We start from the raw sequence: 22,204 nt of genomic DNA on the forward strand, positions 1-22,204 counted from the left end.
GAAAATGATTGTATCGTTTTTCTCAACAATATGACTAATAATAGATAACCCCAATAACCTAGGAGCACACCGTGAATGCCATTGCGTCACTGCCAGTATTTGTCGCTGTCGTAGAATGCGGCAGCTTTTCCCTTGCAGCCAAGCAGTTGAACCTCACCAAATCGGCGATCAGCAAACGCATTAATCAACTCGAAGATGACCTCGGTATTCGCTTGCTTAATCGCACCACAAGAAAGCTCAGCTTAACCGAAGCTGGACGTCGATACTTCGAGTACGCTTCACAAGCAGTGAACCTTGCTCAACAAGGTGTCGATGCCGTTTCCGAGTTGCAAGGCTCACCGCAAGGTAGGCTCAAAATCACAGCCCCGATGTCTTTTGGTGTTTTGCACGTTGCGCCACTTATCAGCGAATTTCTTGCACGTTACCCGAAAATTGAGGTCGATTTACAGCTAGAAGACGCCATGGTGGACTTGGTCGAACAAGGCTTTGATTTGGGGATTCGCATTGGCGAACTTGCGACTTCTAACCTTGTCGCTAAGCGCCTTGCTCCGTGTAAAAGCGTACTGTGCGCCTCTCACGAATACCTAAAAGAATTTGGCGTGCCAACCAAACCAAGCGACTTGGTGACGCACAACTGTTTGCGTTATTCGTATTTCCGAGGCGGGGTGGAATGGATGTTCATCAACAGCGGTAACGAATATAAGGTACTGCCGAAGGGCAACTTTGTGGTCAACAACAGTGAAGCGATTCGCCAGTTGCTATTAAGAGGCTCTGGCATCGCACAATTACCGACCTTCATCGCCGCCAAAGACTTTGCAGCCGGTAACTTAAAACCGCTTATGGAAGAGTTCTCTCTCCCTGAGCATGCCATCTATGCGGTGTTTCCAGAGCGCAAACACATGCCATTGAAAGTGCGAGTGTTCATTGACTTCATCAGCGAAAAACTCGGCACTGATACACCGTACTGGGATCGTTATTGATCGATTCGAATACCCACTGACGAATACACATGTTTTGCTGAGATCAGTTATTAGCCTCAATCAGAAGATCTTTCTTCAACTTAAGCGCCATAATTTCCTTTCTCAGCACTTCTTTCGTTTCAGGATCTTCTGAGCTTTCGAATTCTTTCTGCTTCTTCTCGATAAGCTGCATCATTTGCACCGCTGGCGGTAGACAGTTTGCGTCTTTAAGAATCTTCATACCCATTCGGTGCTCAGCGGGTGTTTTAAAATAGTCTTCAAGGTCGAGCTTTTTACCTCTGTAAGGGTTGTCTTTCAGCTCACCTGTTTTTTCAGCATTGCGAATCCAACCACCGATCGCGTTATCAATGTATGACGACATATCCACCTCTCGAGTAATGCGTTCTATTTGTAAACGGCTTTGAGACCTTCGATCGTGATTCGAATACCATCATCGAAGTACTTTTCATAGTTCACGGGCTTAGCTTGACTCATTAACCACGCAAAATGAGGCAGTTGCTCGGCGTCCAATTCAGGAAAAGATTGAGGTTCATTGCGTGCAGCTTGTTCTTGATGCTCAACGATGTCCGTTACTCGCGTATAAACACTCGCAAACGCCATAAAACCAACTTCTGCTTCAAATTTGGCCTCTCTGAAGATACCTAAAATATCGTTGACGATGATGCTTGAAGCCGGCGTGAAACTTTGGCTATGGCGAATAAACGCGACCGAACCCGGAATAGACATAAGTGCTTGTCTAAAGTTTTTCGCAAACGTGTAAAGGTATGCTTCCCAGTCTTTCTCTTGCGGCAATTCGACTTTCCCTAGTACATAGTCGCAACATAAATCGACCAACGCTTCTTTAGAGCCAACATGTCGGTACAGTGCCGTCGCGCTGACCCCCAATTGTTTGCCCAGCGCATGCATGCTTACATTTTCTAACCCTAGGTTTAAGGCACACTCAACCACGTCTTTTCTAGAAATTTGCGCAGGACGCCCTTTACTGCTTTTTTCGCTCATCATCGTCTCAAAATAAATAGTTAACACCATTAAGTTAATACCATCAACTTAACCTGTCAATACTGCGATTTATTCAAAACGACGTACCACCTTATTTGGTTAATCTAATGTTTCATTTTTAACAGGTGCGCAACCGCTGTAGGAGCGCTAACTTAAGTAGCACGTCAACCACACCGGAGCGTGAAGCTATGAAAGTACTGATTCAATACACCCAAGCGGGTAAATATCGTGACCAAGCGTGGGAATCACTGACGCTAAAAGCAAAAGGCGAGATTCAAGCCGTGACGCCTTCTTATGCCGCTCAGCTTATTGAGCAAAACAAAGCGACGCTTGTAATGACCGAAGACGAACAAGTGATCTTCCATTCTTAATCTAATAGCGACTGACACTAAAAAGGCCTGCGTTTCTGCAGGCCTTTGTTTTTATTAGTTGAGGTTTAATTACTCAAAATCACTCGCTTCTGGCAGACGATCTAGCATTTCATAGTACTCACCGGCTACCGTACCGATGTCACCACGAATGTACGCTTGGATTAGATTCAGATCTTTCAGCCATAGATCTTTGTCTGCATCCGCAGACGCGACATAGCCAGCATACACATTATCAACTGCAAACATCATGTCTTTTGTGTAGTTGTTATAAATCAGAGCCATTGCGTCAGTGTAAGCTTCAAATACTTTTGTCGTCTTATGTGCTTTGCCACCTTTATAACTTAATGTTCCTGCAACTGAATCCATCACAAGATCACCTGAAGTCAGGTTGGCTCTCACAAAGTTACCGAATGAAGTGCTAAACGTCAGCACACCTGCTGCAATGTCTGCATCAATGGTAGTTTTCATTGCATTTACCATTGGAGCATCCAGTAGCAATACCGCATCGTGGTATGCAGGAAGAATCGATGTACGGAATGGTCCCCATGCCTTTTCAATGTCCGAAGCAATCTTGCTTAGTTGTGCCGAGTCGTAGTTATCCAAGTAGTTTTTCAGATCGTAGCCTTCGCTGGTAACTAGCTGATTTGCGTAATCATAAGCCAGTTTGTTGGCTTTCGTTGCCACAAACTTCTTACCATCAATTACAAACTCTACTTTGTCACCTGCAATAATACCGTAGCGATCTTGTTGTTTAGTGAATGCATCAAACTGCGCTTTACCACGAGCCTTAACTTTGTAATCGTCAGACTGCATTTGGCTAACGCCCATTTCAAGGATCACATCACCGATACGTTCACGACTGACTGCGTCAATGCCCAAGAATCGATAAATACCACGTGGCATTGGAGGTAAGGACTCCATTTGTTCAGTAAGGTGTAAGTTCACCGTGGTACCTTTTAGGTTGGTGTATGACTTACCCTCTTTATCCACCAGCGCGACAGGCGTGCTTAAAGCATCATTTGCCACAATGTTGCCCATGATATCTTCATATTCAGCTTGAACACCTGGTAGGTCCAACAACGAAGCAAAGCTCACTTCATCGGTGTAGCGGTTAGAGAATCGACGTGCCAAGAAATAGCTCGCAAGCGCTTTGTCTGGCCAGTAACCCAACACTGACACGGCGTTTGACCAAGGGTAATCAGGGTCAAAGCTGCCAATAGAGTTCAAGAAGCGTCCGTTTTGTGTCTCTGCAACCGCCTTGTAACCTTCATCGGCATCTTCAATGAAACGCGCCGCTAACTCATCAAAACAATTTGCTGCCGACAAATCGTAATCCGCCGGAATTTGGTGTGAGTTATTATCCAGCAATTTACCAAACGAAATCACTTTTTGATTGCCTGACGCATTTTCAATCACACATTGGTGCTCTGGTGTACGCAAAACATCAAGGAAGAACGCTGCTGATTTCTTCGCACCATTAGCGTAGTCACAGAACCATGAGTTATCTGCTTTGCCTTCACTACAGTATTGAGGGTTTGATGCTAGGCGCAGCAAGAAATCGCCCGGCTTATCTGTACTAGCGGTATAACCTAAGTTGGTGTACAAGTTATCGATGCGTTCTAGATCTTCCACCTTGTCACGAATCGAGTTCATCTCAGAATAGCGGCGTAATAGGTAACCTATGTAATCTGTGGAGTACAACCCTGTCGTTCCGTAAAGCTGCAAATTGCGGCGGTCATAACTATCAAGGTAGTTTTGCCATTCATAAGAGACAATTTCTTCTAAGTTTGTCCCTTCATCAAAACGGTTACAGTCGCTGTTTAGCGATACGTTACCATCAGTACAGAAGTCATATGACTTACGCTCAATCTCATTGACTTTATCAAGATAATAGAGCACACCGTAACGCGTCTTCGCCTTAAGTTCCGAGTCATCAGACAGTGCTGCAGTGTCAAATCGGCTAAAGTCACAGTTGTACAGAGATTTGCCACTGTCTGTGCCCGTTAACTTCTTAACTTCAGAACACACCATGAGTGCATCATTCTCAGCGTTATCACCAAATCTGTAGGCGAAGCTTTGCTGATAGTCTTGCAGTTCTTTTAGGTAGCTGTTGTATGCTGCTTTCGCTTCATCGCTAGCGTCGTCTGCTGGCTTCGCTACAGGTGTTGGAGCTGAGCCCGAAGATGCTTGAACGGTTTCAACTTTACGACCATAACCGAACTTAAACGCTGCAATATCGTACAGACCCCATGTTGGTGTTTCATCCAACATACTCGGCGCGTAGTCCATGGTTGAGCTGTACGCAGGAATATTATTCAAGCCCAGTTGATGTGCTTGCTCTAGCGTGTAGTAGTTTGATTTGTCATTCGAACCTTTAAAGTTATGACGTAAACCTAAGTTATGACCAAGCTCATGAACCAGCGTATTACTGTAAGTCGCTACAGTAATCGCATCTGCCGTTTTAACCTGCAGATCTTTTGGTAGGTGTTTCCAACGCTTAAGCTCTCGAGAGACTTCTTTGCCAGCATCATCTAGCTTGATTTCGAAGTAACGGTCGTCATCCAGTTTCAAATTATCAAGCATGGCTTTGCTGGTTGAAGAAACCCACGATGCTTCGATTGGGTAAACATTGTGCTCCGCCCAGAAAGACAAACGGTTTTCTTCTGTTGCGACCACCTTTTCAAAATCTAACTCATCGCTGAAGGTTTTCTTTAGCTCCGTTGGCGCTTTAGTCGCTGCTTTGCTTGTGGTCATTTCTTCTTTTGACACAAGAGGCGCAGGAATACTTTCGTCCGCTTCCAGCTTCGCGATTGCCGCCATAGTTGAGAGCGACTCAATTCTCTCTGAAACTTCTGATGTTGTTGTCGCGGAGCTTGTCGTTGGTAACGGATCGAGACCGTCTAAGTCCAATTGATTACGGTTGTAGAATCGGGCTAGGTTATCCCAGTAATAAGGAACCCCAGTTCTTGCCACACCAGCGTATTGGTTTACGTGACCTTTGATGATCTCGCCCGTCATTGGGTTAGCAACGGAAGGACCATAACCTAACAAGCCGTTCGCCAGCGGCTCATCCACCAAGTTGATCACGTTGTAACGCAAATCACCTGGGTGTATACCTGCACCTTTGGTTTTGTTTACGATTTCAATTTCTGGCTTACCAGAATCCGCACCAAATAATCTAAGTGCTTGGTTCATCTTATCGATGGATTCAAGCGTCGCATCTAAGAAGATTTTGTTTTTCTCTTCAAAGAAGTTATCGGTCAGATAATACTTGATTGAATCTTGATCAGGGTTGAAACGGTTCAGGTACACCACATCACGATCATACTTGTTTGTGATAGGGTTAAGCTGCTTTGTCTCAGAGACAAAGAAACCAATGTCATTCTCGTCACCAATAGGATATAGAACCGGTTGGTAGTCTTTGGTTGCCACCACACTCTCGTGCATTAGAGAGTAATAAAAACGAGATTTAAACGCGCCATCGACCAGCATGTCGTCAAGACCCGCTTTGGTATCTTCGTTGATGTAGGCTGACATGTTATCCAAGTCAATGCGGAACGAGCGCTCAAGTTCGAAGTTTAACGTGCCCTTCTCTGGATCAAAATCCCATGAGATTACGCGCGGCGAACCAATTTCGGTTAGCCCATCCGTGATCCCATACAGATCTTCCATATTGAATTCGGCGATCTCAAGATCTTCCGGACGCGGAGTAAAGTGGGTCTTACTCTTGTAGTTTAGACTCGCATCCTCGTTAGTTTCTTCTTTGTTCGTACAGTCACCGTGACCATCTTCTTTACAGCGGTATGCTGCAAAGTCACCAGGAATAGTCAGAACATGTGCAAAGTTAACATCGTCATCATCGGCAACGAACTTCTCCTCGCCACAATAGTTGTTCGCGTCTTTGGTCAGATGTGCGTCTGGGTAGTTTTTGTCGTAATTACGAACTTCCAGACCTTCTTTACTGAAACACAGCTCAACATAACGAGGCGAACCTTGTAAAAATGGGAATTGGTTTAGCGCGAATCTTGGTGCTGCACCAGTTGTTGGTACGTAGAACCAACGACCGTCTTTTAGGTCTTTAACCGCGATTTCTTTTGCATCTCTTTCGACATAGTCATAAGCCTGATCGTCAGCACCACAACCGGCAAGTCCGGCAGTGATCGCTGACACCAGAGTTAATTTTTTAAACATGGTTTGGATATCCTTAATTTTTGTTATTTTCCTAGAAGGAGTAAGCAACAGAGGCGATGTATGACGCTTTCTCTTGGTCAAGCAGGTCGATATTGCCCAGCGTTCCTCGTTCCGCATCTTGATAGAAGCCGGTAGAGGATGCTGCCAACGTTAGTGACCAGTTCTTGTTGAATTTGTAGGTTCCGTATAAGGCACCTTCATACTGCCAACTGCTCCGTCGAGTCCCTTGATAACTGATGGTGTTACCACCTAAAGCCGTGATGCCCAGAGAGAACGAATCCCAAGACTTTTCAGCGACAGAAAACAGTGAATAGGTCCACTCTGTGAGTGAGCGACCGCCATTCGTTTTGTACTTGTGGAAGTTCTTTTTGAGTCGCGGCGCGATAGAAAAATCAACGCTCCACAAAGAAAAAGAGACCGGTACGGCTAAACGAAAAGCTGTTTGTAGCTCATCGTTTCGCGAGTCTTCTGAGGTAGGTATGGTGAACTGACCTGCAACAGCAATTTTCCCCGTTTCACCAAAGCGATACAGATTCGAGTATTGCAAGCCCAGTACTGAATCCGTTGCGTAAGTTCCAACTTCATCTTCTAGAGCACGGTAACCACCGGCAGAAAAGAAAGCTTTGATGTCTTTTGAAATCGCGTAGTTGAGATCCCCGCCCCAAGAAAAGTTGCGAACGGAGCGATAGTCGTCTTTGTCGTAAATATTTGTATCGTAAGAGAGGTAAACGGACCCACTTAGTTTACAAACTATACATGACGACTCTCCTTCATTTTGGGTAGATTCGATCCCGCTGCTATCAGCTACGTTGTTTTCTTCTGCGACTAACGGCATTGAAAACAGCGTACCTAACAGCATCGCAAGCGGGGTCATCGTCCACTTAGTTGTGTGCTGCATGTTTTTAAACTTCCATGAAAATTAAGTTCATTAGAACAAACTTAAAGACAAACAGATTATTGGAATGACATTCTAAATAAGTAACAATCAGACCAATAAACCTATCAACCATAAGATTTCTCGTATGGTTAAATCCTTATTCTATTTTTGATAGATCTATTTTTAGTTATTTGTGCTATTTGAAATTTATAACTCGTGATAAGTCAACGTTGTTACAATATAACGATTCCATTTTTAAAAATTGCACAATCATATAAAGCAATCGTTGTCGTCATTACTAAAAAGACAACAATACCGATCTTTATCAACAACTTACAAAAACAAGCTTTGAAAGAGACAGAAATGAGAAATACATGTTAATAGAACAGATGCATTTATGAGAACATCATTCCGCTATAACAATCCTTGTTATGTCATTTTGGTAGGCTAATTATTTAATCTTATAACTGAAGAATACTAATAAGGGAAATCATCAAAACCATCCGTTGTTAATAATGAATTTCGCATTTAAAACAAAAGATGGAAATAATATCAAATTCGAGTTTTCTAATATATTGACGTAACCCAAGAGTAGTTTGAATAGAAAGTCACCCATTAAGGTCGATAAAAATTACACAAACATTCACAAAATGAATAATTAAAGGCAGAGAACTCTAATTACAACACAAATGGGCTGCATATCTGTGAATTTATATTCATTTAACTATTTTTTATAAATTTGCATTTTATGTGATAAAAATCACAACAATGTGAAACAAAAGACACAAATGTCAATAAACTTAAGCATCAATTATCTCATCAACTCTCAAAAATGAAGGGAAGCTTAAGGTTGTCTTTCTCTGTTCTTCTTACAATAAAGTTTGAATTATTTATCAACAATAGCAGTAGGTTAGCGCCGACAGTCTCTCATCAAAAACTGAGTAGCAGGCATGGAAAGACGTTAAGAGTAAAAGCACTAACTCAATAAATTTCGGGTTTGAATATTCAGCGAATCAAAACGCACACTTATGCTCTGGGTAAGCTGCCAAGGCGACAGCTTAATCTTGAATGGTTTTGTTACCACAATTTTCACAGATCAAATGACGAGAAAAATCGTCCATCGAAGCTAAAAAAGCACCGAAGACAGCACTTTTGAGAAACCCAGTAATGAACTCTTTCTTCCCGCGGTTTTTATCACCCTCAAAAGCACTTTTCTTTCTAACTAAAACCACAACGTGGTGCGTTTCCACTCCACATTTAGGACACAGAAACACTTCTGTCTTTCTTGACATATTAGCCTCCTAGGTAGGCATTTCTTAGCAACGTAACGATTACCATGACCGTGCATCAATTTTGGCTCGCAATGCTCGAGCATACTCGGTTAACAGCCTTGCATTGTCTGCGCTTTCGGCGTCTCCACAAACTCGACCTTGATAGGTAATATTGGGGCTGGAATAGATAGGTACTATGTTCTTTTCGTAGCTCATGATGGTTCCGGAGTCACCACATAATGCAGCATGAGCATACCGCTTGATCTGTAACTGGTTATCCTCAGCTGTCATGGATTCAAGTGTTCTACCTTGAACTTGAGATGATAGCGTTTCTAAATCATGTTGTGCCCATGCTAAGTGCCCTAGTTCATGCTCCAAAGCTAGTGGACCAGCTCGTACATCGGAAACCACGAAGTTAGGAAATAAATCAACCCATGTTTCTGCTATTTTGTACTCAAAATCAAAGTAACTGCTGTCCTCACTTAACACCAACACGACATAAAAATTTGGTTCCTGATACGCACGTTCCAACAAACTGCTGTGTTGCAGGTTGAGTTCGTAATGTGAAGACAACATATCTTCAGGTTTAGCGTTGTGAGCATCAAAGAACTCATAACCAGCACTCTTACGAATCATAGGAACACATGAGTTTGCGAGAATAAGATTCGAAAGGGCTAAATCCTCGTCGATTCGCTCTTCCAAGGCTTCTATGCTGAAGTCATTGAGAATTGAATAGTCAAATACGAATTGAACCCAAGTCTCCACTTTTTCTTCGTCAGCGCATTGCGAAAGTACGAGCTTTTGAGAGTCAAAATAGAGCAAAGCACTTACGAACGCCGTCCCCACAATTAAGCAAATACTTACAACTTTCAGCTTCATACATTCTTATTATGAATTTCATAGACAACAAAAATAAGCATATGAAATTTATAAATTAATGAAATTGATATGTAAATAAGCGCTTATTGATTATGAGAATAAGCACCATGAGTAAGTGTGGTTATTCGTCCTCGTTTAGACGACGAATCAATTTGGCTGGCGTTCCACCATATAAACAATCTGGCGGCACATCACAATTCACCACTGAGTTGGCAGCAATCACAGAACGAGCGCCAATGGTTACGCCTTGGTTGATGACTGAGTTCCCGCCAATCCAAACGCTATCTTCAATCGTGATTGGTTTACAAAACGTTTCCCATTTTAGTCGGCTACGGTAATCCAGCGAGTGAGATGCAGTGTAAAGCTGAACACTTGGTCCAATAAGCACATGATTACCAATGGTGATTTTAGCGCCATCAAGCATCACGACATTCATATTGATAAAGGTCTCTTCACCGATTTCAATCGTTTTACCAAACTCACAATGGAACGGCGCACGGATGATGCTCATCCCAACCTTGCCAAATAGGTTCTTTTGCAGTGCATCACGTTGGGATTCATCGGTGTTGCCATTGAATGCCATCAATGCATGAGTTGCGTGGGTTCGAATCGCATCAATTTCTTTGTCTGCGCCATCGAATACTTGGCCTGACATCATTTTCTCTAGTTCGGTCACAGGATCTTTCCTACAGCTTTTTAACGTAGCTAGGTTAATGCAAAAGAGGAATAAAAAAAGAGAAAAGCACGCGCTTTTCTCTTTCCTATTTTATTTAAGTGGCACTAGGGTCGGTTACACGATTTCCCAGCTGTGAGTCATCTCTACGCCCTTACCGAGCATCAGGCACACGGAACAGTATTTCTCTAACGAATCAGCAGCAACTTTCGCTACGATTTCTGGATCTAAGGCTTCACCCGACACTTCAAAATGAATGTTCACTTGAGTAAAAATACGCGGTGCCGTTTCACGACGTTCGGTTGTGAGCTTCGCATTAACAGAAGCCACTTTCTGACCTGCTGACTTCAATCCATCAACCACATCAACAGAACTACAACCACCAGCAGCCATCAATACCATCTCCATTGGGCTTGGTGCAGTCGCACCGCCATTGCCATCCATCACAACGGAGTGACCAGATTGAGACTGACCTAGGAATTTAAAGTCTTCGACCCATTTTACTTCTGCTTGCATGGTTTCCCTCATTATTACTTCTGTCTCATCGGCAACTTATCACCAATGAGCGTTTGTTTGGTGCCATTACTGTAGCCCTCCGGTATAAAAGGGCAAAGAATTTTTCACTATTGTTGCAATTTTTTAGCTCTAACTTCTGTCTCCTTACGTAACATTCATTGAGAAAAATGACGTTTGAGGAAGTTATGAAGAAAGTATCTAAGCTATTGGTGGGATTCTCATTCACACTCCCTGTACTGTTCATCTTATTAAGTAAAACAGGCACTGCCGATACCATGGATAAGGTGAACGCATCTGGCAAAACCGACATTGCTACTTTGGCTGGCGGCTGTTTCTGGTGTACTGAATCAGATTTAGAACAATTACCGGGTGTGTTGGACGTCGTATCTGGTTATTCAGGTGGTGATTTAGCAAATCCGACCTACCGACAAGTCTCTTCTGGCAAATCTGGCCATATAGAAGTGATTGAAGTGAAGTACGACCCAAGCATTGTTAACTACGAGCAAGTTTTGGATTACTTCTTCCGCCATATCGACCCGACTGACGACAAAGGCTCATTCGTCGACCGTGGTCCCCAATACCGTCCTGCGATCTTCTACCATAATGCGGAGCAAAAACAGATTGCTGAGCAATTTATGATGGAAATCGACAAGGCGATGATTTATCCGAAGCCACTTAAAACGAAGCTTATTGAGTTTGAAAAGTTCTACCCTGCGGAGTCTTACCATCAGGATTACTACAAAAAGAGTGCCCTGAAATACAAATATTACCGCTATGCGTCAGGTCGAGATAAATACCTAGATGAAGTGTTTGGTGAGGATCGTAAAGACAACCCAAAAACACTACGCGAGCTTATCAACGAAAAAGATCTGATGACAAAACTGAAGGTCTATGAAAAACCGTCTGATAAAGAGATCAAAGCGAAGTTGACTGATCTGCAGTACTACGTAACACAAGAAGAAGGCACAGAGCGTCCCTTTAACAACGAGTACTGGGATAACAAAGAAGCGGGCATCTATGTGGATATTGTCACTGGTGAGCCACTGTTCTCATCGACGGATAAATACAAATCAGGTACAGGTTGGCCAAGCTTTACTAGACCAATCAATCCAGGTTACATCGTTGAGAAGACCGACTTTAAATTGGTTTATCCACGAACAGAGATTCGCAGCAAGTTTGGCGATTCGCATATTGGTCATGTTTTCAAAGACGGACCAAAACCAACAGGGTTACGTTATTGCATGAACTCAGCAGCCATGAAGTTTGTACCAGTAAGCGAAATGGCAAACCTAGGTTACGACGATTATCTGTACCTATTTGATAACTAAACTCGCTTAAGACAACAAATTAGGAGTGAACATTCAGAACGATGAAAGGTTTTAAATCCAACCTTCCCATAAAAGTCTGTCCAGTCTGTGAGCGCCCGTTTTCTTGGAGAAAGAAGTGGGCGCGAAATTGGGATGAAATCGTTTATTGCTCTGAGCGTTGCCGAAGAAGAAAATCAACGAAGACGTAGGTCACTCCGAACCTCTCTAGTGCGTATTTTGCCCCAGTAAGTACAACCTTTACCAAGGCAGTAATGCGCCATCATAAGCCCAAAATGCCCCGCTATCTTGCGGGGTTGCTTTTTCTATTAACCCCAACAAATCCTTTGCCACTCGCTCTGGCGTGAACAGTTTTCCTTCTGGCACATTGGTTTGAAAAGGCGCAGACAACGCCGTATCGGTGGTTCCCGGATGGAGCGCGAGTACCGTGCCATGCTTGAGCATTCTTTGCCATTCGATTGACATGGTTTTAAGGAACATATTCAACGCGGCTTTTGAGGCTCGATAGCTATACCAACCGCCCAATTGGTTATCGTTAATACTGCCAACTTTAGCAGAAACAGCCGCGAACTTAGGCTGTGTGCTGCGTTTGAGCTTAGGTGTAAAGTACTTCGCCAGCAGTAAACTGGGCAAGGTGTTTACCATTATCGTTTGCTGGAAAAAGTCTGCGTCGAGAGAACTCAAATTCTTCTCCGGACCTTTCTCTTGGGAGTGCAACATACCCACGCAGTTCACCAACCAATCAACATGCTCGATGTACTCACTGAGCGCTTTCACCTCCTCATCTTGTGTCACATCCACTTGATGCCAAATAACATTGGGATGATGCCAGTTGGGGTGTTGCCTACGATAGATCGCGTGAACACGAGCTTGAGGAAAATGTTCCGCCACGCACGCAACCATGGCAAATCCAATTCCGCCATTCCCACCTACGATCAATATTTCCATTATAAGCTCTCCAAATTTTCCATGTAGCGCTCCGCGGTTCCAAGGATAGCTTGTCGTTGCTGTGGTTCCATATTGTCCCAAGAGCGGAAAATCATCCCGATACGAGGGTTGGTCGCCAATCGCTTGTCATGCTTGTTCATAAAACGCCAATACAAGCTGTTGAATGGGCATGAGCCTTCACCACTGCGTGCTTTGTTGTCGTAATGGCAGCCCTTACAGTAATCACTCATTTTATTAATATAAGAACCACTAGCTGCATAAGGTTTAGTGCCGACAATACCTCCATCAGCAAACAGCGCCATACCACGTGTGTTTGGCATCTCTACCCACTCGATCGCGTCAACGTATATACCGAGATACCATTCATCCACTTGGGATGGTTCGATCTCAGTTAGCAAACAGAAATTACCAGTGATCATTAAACGTTGGATATGGTGCGCATAGGCGTAGTCAAGGGACTGACCAATCGCATTACGCATGCACGCCATTTTTGTTTCGCCATTCCAGAAGAAATCAGGCAGTTTTCTGTTCGCTTCCAGTTCGTTCTTTTTCGGGTAATGAGGCATGTTCGCCCAGTACACTCCGCGGATGTACTCTCGCCAACCTAAAATCTGGCGAATAAAACCCTCAACCTGAGAAATATTAATGTCTGGGTTTGAATGGAATGCCTTGAGTGACGCATCAATGACTTCTTGCGGGTGTAGTTGTTTGCTGTTGAGAGAAAACGAAATCCGACTGTGATACAAACTCCATTTAGCGTCGTGTTGCCCAGTCATCGCGTCTTGAAAACGACCAAAAAGAGGCAAACAAACTTGGCAAAAATGAGCAAGTAGAGACAAGCTTTGAGCACGGTTAATCGGCCACAATAAATCCCCTTCAAAGTGCCCTATCGTTTTAATTCCATGACGTGTTAATCGCGCTTGTATCTCACTGACATCGGTACTAAACATTAAAGGTTGTGGCAACTGCTCAATATCTTTAGTTTTGAGTTTGTTGCGATTATTCGCATCATAGTTCCACTTCCCCCCAACAGGTTTGCCATCTTGCATTAAGATGTTGAAACGCTTGCGCATACGGCGATAAAAGTGCTCCATCATGATGTGTTTGCCTTGCGGGAACTGCTCTTCGATCTCTTCAAACGGCAACAAAAAGTGCTCTGAGTCAACGCAACGCGTTACTACGCCATTGAGCTTAAGTTTGGCAAGTTGTTCCAATAATCGGTATTCATCAGGGCGTTGATATTCAAACTTGCTTGCACCAACTTCGCTGACAAAATGCTGGAGAAGTTGCTCAAGATCCCCAAAAGATTGGGTATCATCCAACGTAAGATGCAAGACTTGATGGCCTTCGCTCTGACGCTCTTTCGCAAACTTTTCCATTGCAGAAAAGAACGCACATACTTTTTGAATGTGATGCGTCACATATGTGCTCTCTTGCTTTAACTCTGCAATCAAATAGAGAACGTGGTCATCAGGTTGCTGAAACCAAGTATGTTCGCAATTGAGTTGATCACCCAAGATCAACCGAACGGTATCAAACTGCATCATGATTTCTCCGTAGAAGACGCATTGCCATGACTTCCCATCGCAATCGGCCAATCAACCATGTCCACATTATCCAAACGTGCACCATCACAATGCCCATCCCACTTATCAATAAACTCATGGTTGGGGTCGTACATTTGCGTCTGCTTTTCAAGATTGAATTGCCTTGAACCACGAGGGTCCGCACCAACGCCTGCGAGGTATTGCCAATTTCCCCAATTTGAAGCCACATCGTAATCAATTAATTGAGACTCAAAATATGCAGCGCCATAGCGCCAATCTAGCCCTAGTTCATGTACAAGGCAGCTCGCGACCAGTTGTCTGCCACGATTCGACATGTACCCAGTTTCATTGAGTTGATGCATACACGCATTAACGAGCGGGAATGGCGTCTCGCCTTTTTTCCATTGTTGGAAACGATGGGCGTAAAAGCTGGTCAATGGCGTTTGATTGCGAATCCCACCAAAATGAAACAGCTGCCGACCATATCGTCGCGCATACCAATAAAAGTACTCACGCCACAGCAATTCAAAGTAAATCCAATACGTAGAATCATTAGCACCATAATCCGCTTCATAACGCTTTAACATGTCCACGATCCTTTTCGCCGAAACACAACCATGTGCTAACCACGGGGAGAACTTAGTGGAATAATCCATGCCATCTAAACCGTTGCGTGTCTGTTTGTATTCACTAGCAAGCGGCGAATCAAAATACCGACGACAATGCTCAAGCCCCGCATGCTCTCCCCCAGCAAATGGCATTGGCTTTAAGTCGCGAGTTAGGCTCAATGTTGGTAAAGAGAGACCTTTGGGTAGTGGTGGAAGTGTGGAGACTCTGTCGATAGGTTGCGAAATAGATAGCTTTTCTACTTGCTTACGAAACTGGGTAAAGGTGTCAGGTAGCGCATTGAGACTGAACGGGAGGTCAGCCAACCTAAATAAACTTCGCACTTCGTGCTGAACAACCGTTACGTGGCGTTCCTCCGCCTTAATTTCTTCGATGACATTTTGCTCGTCGCAACCCGGCATAGCATCAACGTAAAGCCTTGTAACACCAAGATTTTTGAAGGCATGTTTTAATGCTTGATAAGGATGCAAGTCGACAACAAGCAAACGTTGTTCAAGTGCATTTAAAGACAGGTTGAGGCAGTGTAATGACTCATCTAAAAACTGTCTTTTTGGCTGACCAAACTCGGATGTTTGAGCATAGTGCGCCAAAAATGGTGAAACCTTGGGATAACAGTAAAGACAGATAAGAAAATCCACTTCTTCTGCAGCTTTAGCCAGATTTGGGTTGTCATGCAGTCGCAAATCATTGGTAAACCAATACAGTCCTATTGTTTTGTTCAAACGAAGCTCCTTTTGGCACTTTTCTGTTATGCGCATGCCAGATTCTACGAACCTTAGTTGGTCAAGATCAGCACTTCGTTTACATTGCTCAAAACTCCATCACTCAAACTTTTATGGTAAACAGAATGTTACGAAAGATTTTATGAAATTTTAAAATCAAGACTAATATTCATGAAACCATTTGATTATTTGCTCATATTTTTTAAGAAAACCAAGCAAAAATGACAAAAAATAAAGCGATATTGTTTTATATCCGTTACCCTTAGCTTAATTCCATTTTGCTTGTAACACTGCAGAAATGACCGACGAATTTAAGAAATCAACCGCGAATCTAAAAAAAGCGGTACCACTGATGATAAAAAACCACGTAGCGGCAACACCAGCCAACTACGCACTGTGGTACACCTACGTAGACAAAACTATCCCAGAGCTGAATCAAGAATTAGATATGGTTCTTGAGAACTATGACGTCTGCCCACCAGCAATGCATAAGCAGCTCTATAACAGCTATGTTGCGAGTAAAGCAGAAACCAGCTTAGAAGAACTCAAAACAAATGTAGAAGTGCTTTTGGGCGAAGTCTCTAGCTCGATGACTGACACGATTACCGACACCTCCTCCTTCTCCGACATGGTGGATAAGAGCTTTAACAAACTAGAAAAAGTTGAAGACAATAGCCTCAGCATCGAAGAAGTGATGAATGTAGTGCGTCAGCTTGTTGCAGAGTCTCGTGAAATACGCCACTCGACGAAGTTCCTAAATAGCCAACTCACAACGGCTAGCGAAGAGATCTCTCGCCTTAAGAATCAGCTAGCAGAAGTGCAGAAAGACGCCTTGTTCGATGGCTTATCCAACCTGTATAACCGTCGCGCTTTCGATAACGACCTGCAAATGCTGATCGATAACAACCAAGCAATGACGCTGATCATGTTGGATATCGACCACTTCAAAGCATTCAATGACAACTACGGTCACCTATTCGGAGATACCGTGATCAAAGCCATTGCTCGTCGATTGCAACAAAGTTGTCGTGACGGCATCAGTGCTTATCGCTTTGGTGGTGAAGAGTTTGCCCTTATCGTACCAAACAAGTCACTGCGAATCGGTCGACAATACGCTGATACGCTTCGTCGAATGATTGAAAAGCTGCGTGTTCGTGACAAACGTTCAGGGAGCCAAGTACAAAGCATCACCGCCTCTTTTGGTGTTGCAGAATTTGAAGTTGGTGACACGCTCGATAGCATCGTAAACAAAGCTGATAAACAATTGTATGAAGCGAAACAACTCGGTCGTAACCGCGTAATGCCGCTTTAACACAGTCAAAACGAACAGGCGAAAGCCATTCGAACTGGCTGAAAATATAAACAAAACCCCAAGCAAGTGCTTGGGGTTTTGTCTTTCTTGGGCTGGCTCGTTATTCTCTGTACTTCTTAGCTCATTAATCAATGCTATAGCAGTAGCTTAAGAAGTAATCGTCGCCATTTTTCGCGGTGTACTCTTTGTCTTCACTGCACGCCATTGGCTTTCCTTTCTTATCGCCTTTGATTAAGCTGATCCAATGACGCATCGCGGTCGGTGCATTACCAATTAGCTCAGGGCTAAAGGTAGTACGCGTTTCCAGTTGGATGTCGTCAATGTCCATCAACTCCACACAACCCGTGCCTTTGTGACAACCGAACATTACTTCAACGTGACTGCCTGATTCATCTTTGAATAGGATCGATTTTGGATCTTCTTTCTCTCCTGTGTACGCCACAAAATGCTTTGGACTTTTCAGACCACTGTGTGTGCCGTCCTTGAAGTACGCCATTACGTGTCTGTAGTCGATCACGTAGCTTGATACATCTTGGTGTGACCCACTCTCCAATGGGAAAATACGGTCCAGTAGTTGCTTCGCCTTAACTTGCTTCTCGCTCTGCTGCTCAGCACTTACCGCCTCGACGGCAAATACGGCTTCAGCGATAAATGGGCGTTCTTGTTGTTGGATGTCTTTTTTATCGAAGTTCAGCATATTCATCGTCGTTTCCTCGCACTTAAACACTCTTCCTAGAGTAAAAACTTAAAACCTCTGTTTAAGTTTCAGGCAAATCTGTGAAGTTGATGGTTAATTTCCTTGCCTGCTCATTATGTAGACTAGCGAAATATTGACTACAATTTCACAACAAAAATTTTACAATGTGAATTTTACAAAATGTCTGTGTCAAAAAGTCTTATCCGCCAATCTCACTTCTTAGGAACGAAAATTCGTAACCTAAGGAAGAACAACCATTTAACGATGGAAGATTTGTCTGCGCGTTGCGTTAGGATTAATCCTGAATACGCTCCGTCAGTTTCTTACTTATCCATGATCGAACGTGGAAAACGCGTTCCGAGCATTGATATGTTGGAAGTGATTGCCGAAGTTTTCCAAAAAGAACCCGCTTGGTTTTTGGACGATGAACCAGAGCTAGAAGCCATTACCCCCAACAAAGGTAATCGTGGTGGCATCAACGGAATGGCGCTCGAACCAAGTTTTTTATTCTCTAACGACATCCTACAAATCGCGATACCGGAAATGCTCTCTCAAACCGGCATCACGGGACGTCAGTTCGCTCATCTCTTGATTCGAGCGCATCAAGAGAACCACCAAAACCACTTCCCGGACTTAGAACGAGCGGCAGAAGAGGTTGGCTTAAAACGTCTTAATCTTTCGGTAGAGGATCTGATTGATATTGCGAAAAGCATGGGATTGGATATTCGCTGGGTAGACCGCGCGCCACAAGATGTGATTGATGAACTCGGTGTGAGTGCCAAGCAGTTGATCACCTCGTTTATGGAAGCACCAGGGACCATCTACCTCAACAAGCGCATGCGAGACTACCCGACTCGATTGAAGTACGACTTAGCGGTATACATTGGGCACCGAGTGCTGCACAGCAGTGACGGCATGAATAACGTGTTGTCGATTGGTCACCAGAACAACTGGGAACAAAGCGGTTCGCAGGTTTCTAACTCTGAACTCAACTCGCAAGATATTTTACAAGCGTGGCGCGATTTCGAGTCGAGTTTCTTTGCTGGGGCGTTGTTGTGTCCGAAAGTGCCATTTCGTCAGTTACTTGACCGCTCTGGCTATGAAATTGATGTTCACAAAAAAGCGGGCGTCTCGCCTTCTGTCGCGATGCGCCGCATGACGGTAGTGTCGCCATACCCACACTGGCATTACTTTGATGCCTATGGTCCGGGCAAACTGAAAGCCGTATATCGCGGTAATGGTATCCCTCTTCCTTGGGGAAACATGCGTAAAGTCAATGACCCTTGTCAGCACTGGGCGGTATTCCGCCGCTTATCACAACCGCTGGACACCAGCTCGGCGCAAATTTCGATTCTTAACGTCGGTAACGAACCTCGCATCTATTGCTGTGAATCGGTCAACGTATTTGACCCTGCAGGTAATAATCGCGTTCTGTGTGCAGGTATTGACCTCAATCCAGCGATTTCAGCCCAAGGTGGTGATGCGATTGCGATTGCTGAAGAGTTGAAGTCACTGTGTGTATCTTCCGGTGGTAGTACTGTGATTCCACAGCACATCAAGAAAGATCTCACAACGATTGCCAAAATTCTCAACATCAATTGGATCGAACGAGGGATTCAAACTCAAGCAAGATTGATTTGTTCAAGAGGAGCAGTGTGTCCAAGGCAACCAAGTTGTTATAACAAGTGTGGCGAATCAGATGATTCGGGCGATGAGAGGCAAACTATTGAACTCTAAAAAGAAAAAACGCCAATCACAATGAGGTGATTGGCGGTATATACTTGTGAACAATGTGTATTCACTAACAACGTCAGTTGGCTAGGTGACCCTCGGCTTAATAAGGGTCACTCTGTATAAAGCACGATGCGTGCCAACTTTTAAAACTGCGTTTTTTCTTCGATCTTGATGCATATTGATGATTTATTAACCACACATTTTGCAAATCGCATTTGCAAAATGCAAACAACTGCAAAATATGCCACAACATGCATTGCTACTAATCCCTTTATCAGCAATGTCCTTTCTTAGTGATAAGAACGGCTTAAATGAAAAAGCCTCGCTAAGTGTGCGAGGCTTTCCGTTTAAATGTTTTAAGCGGGTGCTATACCATTCGTTTTAGCCGCCATAGTGTTTCTGTTGATACATTCGCTCGTCGGCGATTTTCATCATTTGCTGAGATGAAATCATTTCAGGGTCAAACATCGCGTAACCCATGCTGGTTCGCAGGTATATCAATTCTTCTTCATAGATCACCGGCGTTGAACACAAGGCAAACCTCAGTTTTTTCAACAACGCTTGAATGTTTTCTTCAGTCTTAGGGTTATGCACGATGATAAGAAACTCGTCGCCCCCCATTCGCGCCACAATATCTGATCGGCGCAATGTGCTTTTGATTCTTTCTGCACACGCCACCAACACCTTGTCCCCTGCGTCATGCCCATAGGTATCGTTAATATGCTTAAAATGATCGAGGTCGATGTTCACCAAGGCAAAGCTATAACGCTTTTTATAGCGCTTGGCGATCTCAAACTGCTGTTGATAAGACTTCATAAAGTAACGACGATTTGGCAGCTGAGTAAGCTCATCATGCAATGCACGGCTGTCCGCTACAATGTATAGGCGATAAATAACAATGAGCGCAATGCTCAAAGCAAGCACGATCGGATAGCCAACTAAACGCGCCATTTGTAATACATACCAAGGCACTTGTTGCTCTAACTCACCATTGGAGTACACCGCCAGACTCCAGCCACCATATGGGAAGAACACTTGCTCTTTGGCATAAATGTCCTCTTCTCTTCCCGGATTGCCAAAGATAACATCACCTAGCTCACCGCCACTGTCGTAGCCACGCATCGTCATTTGATATTGGTAAGAAAAATCAATGACACCCGTTTCTCTCAACAAACCATTGAAATCGATCACCGCACTAATAACGCCCCAATAGTCTTTATTAGTCGGAGGATCGCGGAACACAGGAACGCGCACAATCAACCCTTTACCGCCTTGTACAAGCTCGACAGGACCGGCGATAAATATCTCTTCAATGTCTTTGGCTTTTTGTACCTGAACCCATTGAGTAGGCACGCTACGATAATCAAGACCAATCACACGTTCATTGCCCTTTCGAGGGTATATATAACCGACGACATCATTTTCTGCGATGCCAATAACAGTAATGTGATTACTTTTGCTTAAGATACGATTCGCCGCCAAATTCAGCTTGTGTGTTTCGCTGTTCGGCAGCAATGTGATAAGCGTAGCGAGAGTGCTGGCTTTGTATATGTCAGCCATCAGTTCCGCTTCCAAATTGGAACGGAGCATAGAAAGTTGTTCTTTGGCCTCAACTTGAACTCGCTCTCGGTGCAGACTGAGCTGATTTTGGTGTAATAGCTCAATAACTCCAACGCACAGGGCAAAAAAAGTGAGGAAGAACAATGCAAAGTAACCTTGCTTCTTCGGTGAGTACCGCATCTGTTCCCCACTAACTCATGGCAAACCAAGAGTTTTCTTTATTTATTGTTAAAATACTTATTTACTAAAAGAATAACCAATAGCCATCGTAAAGGTAATAAATATTTGTTCTTTTTATAAAAGAGAAAGGTAAAGTGAGATGCAGGTACAAGGCGATTTATTCAAAAGCTCATTTTGGCAAGAAGTAGCACAAGGCAAGATCTACCATGATCCTCACTTTCTGAGTCATTCAGAAGCCGACCATTACTTTTCCCAATTGCGAACAACCCTACCTTGGCAACAAGAAAGCATCATGATGTTTGGTCGCTCAGTTCTACAACCTCGTTTGCAAGCATGGCACGGCGATGCAGCGTACACCTACTCCGGGCTCACAATGGCACCTCACCCTTGGACCACAGAACTTAGTGATCTCAAAGGACGCTGCGAAACCATTGCAGACGTTTCGTTCAACTCAGTATTGGCAAACCTGTATCGCAATGGACAAGATTCAATGGGCTGGCACCAAGACAACGAACCAGAATTGGGAAGAAACCCGATTATTGCGTCGATTAATTTGGGGGAAACTCGTCGGTTTGTGCTAAGGAATTTACATTGTAAAACCCAAATAGAGTATGAACTCAGCCATGGTTCACTGCTTATCATGGCAGGTGAGCTTCAGCACCATTGGAAGCATGCTGTCCCAAAAACTGCAAAAACCAAAGGAGAACGCATCAACCTAACGTTCCGCCATATCGTGACTAACTATTGACTGAGCCATTACATACCGATAAAGCATTGATGGTAGGTTTGAATTCT

The 22,204-nt window shown here is 43.8% G+C and carries 20 protein-coding genes; 7 read left to right on the top strand and 13 right to left on the bottom strand.

Features of this window, described 5'->3' with window-relative positions; genetic code table 11:
- Positions 1-71: 71 nt before the first annotated feature.
- Positions 72-980, top strand: coding sequence for a LysR family transcriptional regulator (locus tag QMY49_RS17870; protein ID WP_049538164.1), 909 nt, complete (start codon positions 72-74; stop codon positions 978-980).
- A 43-nt stretch (positions 981-1,023) separates the two neighbouring features.
- On the opposite strand, the gene QMY49_RS17875 is transcribed toward QMY49_RS17870, so the two are convergent.
- Both QMY49_RS17875 and QMY49_RS17880 read right to left on the bottom strand, forming a co-directional pair.
- Positions 1,024-1,341: a DnaJ family domain-containing protein gene (locus tag QMY49_RS17875; RefSeq protein WP_009696887.1), complete on the bottom strand. Its 318-nt coding sequence runs from the start codon at positions 1,339-1,341 to the stop codon at positions 1,024-1,026.
- A 23-nt stretch (positions 1,342-1,364) separates the two neighbouring features.
- Positions 1,365-1,982 carry a TetR/AcrR family transcriptional regulator gene (locus QMY49_RS17880; RefSeq protein WP_226982141.1) on the bottom strand — a complete coding sequence of 206 codons (618 nt, stop codon included), beginning with the start codon at positions 1,980-1,982 and terminating at the stop codon, positions 1,365-1,367.
- Between the two features lie 185 nt (positions 1,983-2,167).
- Here QMY49_RS17880 and QMY49_RS17885 point away from each other — a divergent pair, with 185 nt between their 5' ends.
- On the top strand, positions 2,168-2,350 hold the full coding sequence (locus QMY49_RS17885; protein ID WP_005445428.1) for a hypothetical protein: 183 nt from the start codon (positions 2,168-2,170) through the stop codon (positions 2,348-2,350).
- Between the two features lie 69 nt (positions 2,351-2,419).
- Here the strand turns inward: QMY49_RS17885 and QMY49_RS17890 are convergent, their stop codons facing one another.
- The 6 genes from QMY49_RS17890 to QMY49_RS17915 form a co-directional block, all read right to left on the bottom strand.
- Entirely contained in the window at positions 2,420-6,541 is a 4,122-nt protein-coding gene (locus tag QMY49_RS17890) for a zinc-dependent metalloprotease (RefSeq protein WP_050904375.1), read from the bottom strand.
- A gap of 31 nt (positions 6,542-6,572) precedes the next feature.
- Complete coding sequence (locus QMY49_RS17895) at positions 6,573-7,439, bottom strand: hypothetical protein (protein WP_283315813.1); 867 nt, start codon at positions 7,437-7,439, stop codon at positions 6,573-6,575.
- 1,037 nt (positions 7,440-8,476) lie between these two features.
- Positions 8,477-8,710, bottom strand: coding sequence for a hypothetical protein (locus QMY49_RS17900; protein ID WP_005445432.1), 234 nt, complete (start codon positions 8,708-8,710; stop codon positions 8,477-8,479).
- A 39-nt stretch (positions 8,711-8,749) separates the two neighbouring features.
- A complete protein-coding gene (locus tag QMY49_RS17905; protein WP_283315816.1) occupies positions 8,750-9,568 on the bottom strand; it encodes a hypothetical protein in 819 nt (272 codons plus the stop codon).
- A 121-nt stretch (positions 9,569-9,689) separates the two neighbouring features.
- Positions 9,690-10,244: a sugar O-acetyltransferase gene (locus tag QMY49_RS17910; protein ID WP_005445435.1), complete on the bottom strand. Its 555-nt coding sequence runs from the start codon at positions 10,242-10,244 to the stop codon at positions 9,690-9,692.
- Positions 10,245-10,358: 114 nt separating this feature from the next.
- Positions 10,359-10,757, bottom strand: a complete 399-nt coding sequence (locus QMY49_RS17915; protein WP_009696881.1) for an OsmC family protein — start codon at positions 10,755-10,757, stop codon at positions 10,359-10,361.
- Between the two features lie 185 nt (positions 10,758-10,942).
- On the opposite strand from QMY49_RS17915, the gene msrB reads away from it, so the two are divergent.
- Together msrB and QMY49_RS17925 are read left to right on the top strand one after the other, a co-directional pair.
- Entirely contained in the window at positions 10,943-12,085 is a 1,143-nt protein-coding gene (gene msrB / locus QMY49_RS17920; protein WP_283315818.1) for a peptide-methionine (R)-S-oxide reductase MsrB, read from the top strand.
- A 41-nt stretch (positions 12,086-12,126) separates the two neighbouring features.
- The gene (locus tag QMY49_RS17925; RefSeq protein WP_005453360.1) at positions 12,127-12,273 is read left to right on the top strand and encodes a DUF2256 domain-containing protein; all 147 of its coding nucleotides are present in this window, start codon (positions 12,127-12,129) and stop codon (positions 12,271-12,273) included.
- Positions 12,274-12,322: 49 nt separating this feature from the next.
- Here the strand turns inward: QMY49_RS17925 and QMY49_RS17930 are convergent, their stop codons facing one another.
- From QMY49_RS17930 to QMY49_RS17940, 3 genes are read right to left on the bottom strand one after another with little or no spacing between them, the layout of a single operon-like run.
- Entirely contained in the window at positions 12,323-13,030 is a 708-nt protein-coding gene (locus tag QMY49_RS17930) for an SDR family oxidoreductase (protein ID WP_283315820.1), read from the bottom strand.
- A complete protein-coding gene (locus QMY49_RS17935) occupies positions 13,030-14,574 on the bottom strand; it encodes a cryptochrome/photolyase family protein (protein WP_154203028.1) in 1,545 nt (514 codons plus the stop codon). The genes QMY49_RS17930 and QMY49_RS17935 overlap by 1 nt, the downstream gene beginning before the upstream one ends.
- Positions 14,574-15,926 (bottom strand): DASH family cryptochrome, encoded by a 1,353-nt coding sequence (locus QMY49_RS17940; RefSeq protein WP_283315823.1) that lies wholly within the window; start codon positions 15,924-15,926, stop codon positions 14,574-14,576. Before QMY49_RS17940 ends, QMY49_RS17935 begins: the two co-directional genes overlap by 1 nt.
- Before the next feature lie 298 nt (positions 15,927-16,224).
- Here QMY49_RS17940 and gefA point away from each other — a divergent pair, with 298 nt between their 5' ends.
- The gene (gefA, locus tag QMY49_RS17945) at positions 16,225-17,238 is read left to right on the top strand and encodes a diguanylate cyclase GefA (RefSeq protein WP_005453351.1); all 1,014 of its coding nucleotides are present in this window, start codon (positions 16,225-16,227) and stop codon (positions 17,236-17,238) included.
- A 124-nt stretch (positions 17,239-17,362) separates the two neighbouring features.
- Here the strand turns inward: gefA and QMY49_RS17950 are convergent, their stop codons facing one another.
- A complete protein-coding gene (locus QMY49_RS17950; RefSeq protein WP_005453348.1) occupies positions 17,363-17,941 on the bottom strand; it encodes an aldolase/citrate lyase/malate synthase family protein in 579 nt (192 codons plus the stop codon).
- Between the two features lie 174 nt (positions 17,942-18,115).
- Between QMY49_RS17950 and QMY49_RS17955 the strand changes: the two genes are divergently transcribed.
- A complete protein-coding gene (locus tag QMY49_RS17955; RefSeq protein WP_080971591.1) occupies positions 18,116-19,672 on the top strand; it encodes a DUF3612 domain-containing protein in 1,557 nt (518 codons plus the stop codon).
- Between the two features lie 378 nt (positions 19,673-20,050).
- On the opposite strand, the gene QMY49_RS17960 is transcribed toward QMY49_RS17955, so the two are convergent.
- A complete protein-coding gene (locus QMY49_RS17960; protein ID WP_005453344.1) occupies positions 20,051-21,409 on the bottom strand; it encodes a diguanylate cyclase in 1,359 nt (452 codons plus the stop codon).
- Between the two features lie 139 nt (positions 21,410-21,548).
- On the opposite strand from QMY49_RS17960, the gene QMY49_RS17965 reads away from it, so the two are divergent.
- The gene (locus QMY49_RS17965; protein ID WP_005453342.1) at positions 21,549-22,157 is read left to right on the top strand and encodes an alpha-ketoglutarate-dependent dioxygenase AlkB family protein; all 609 of its coding nucleotides are present in this window, start codon (positions 21,549-21,551) and stop codon (positions 22,155-22,157) included.
- Positions 22,158-22,204 lie beyond the last annotated feature (47 nt).

It is taken from the genome of Vibrio harveyi (genome assembly GCF_030060435.1).
In the GTDB taxonomy this organism is placed as follows: Bacteria; Pseudomonadota; Gammaproteobacteria; order Enterobacterales; family Vibrionaceae; genus Vibrio; species Vibrio harveyi.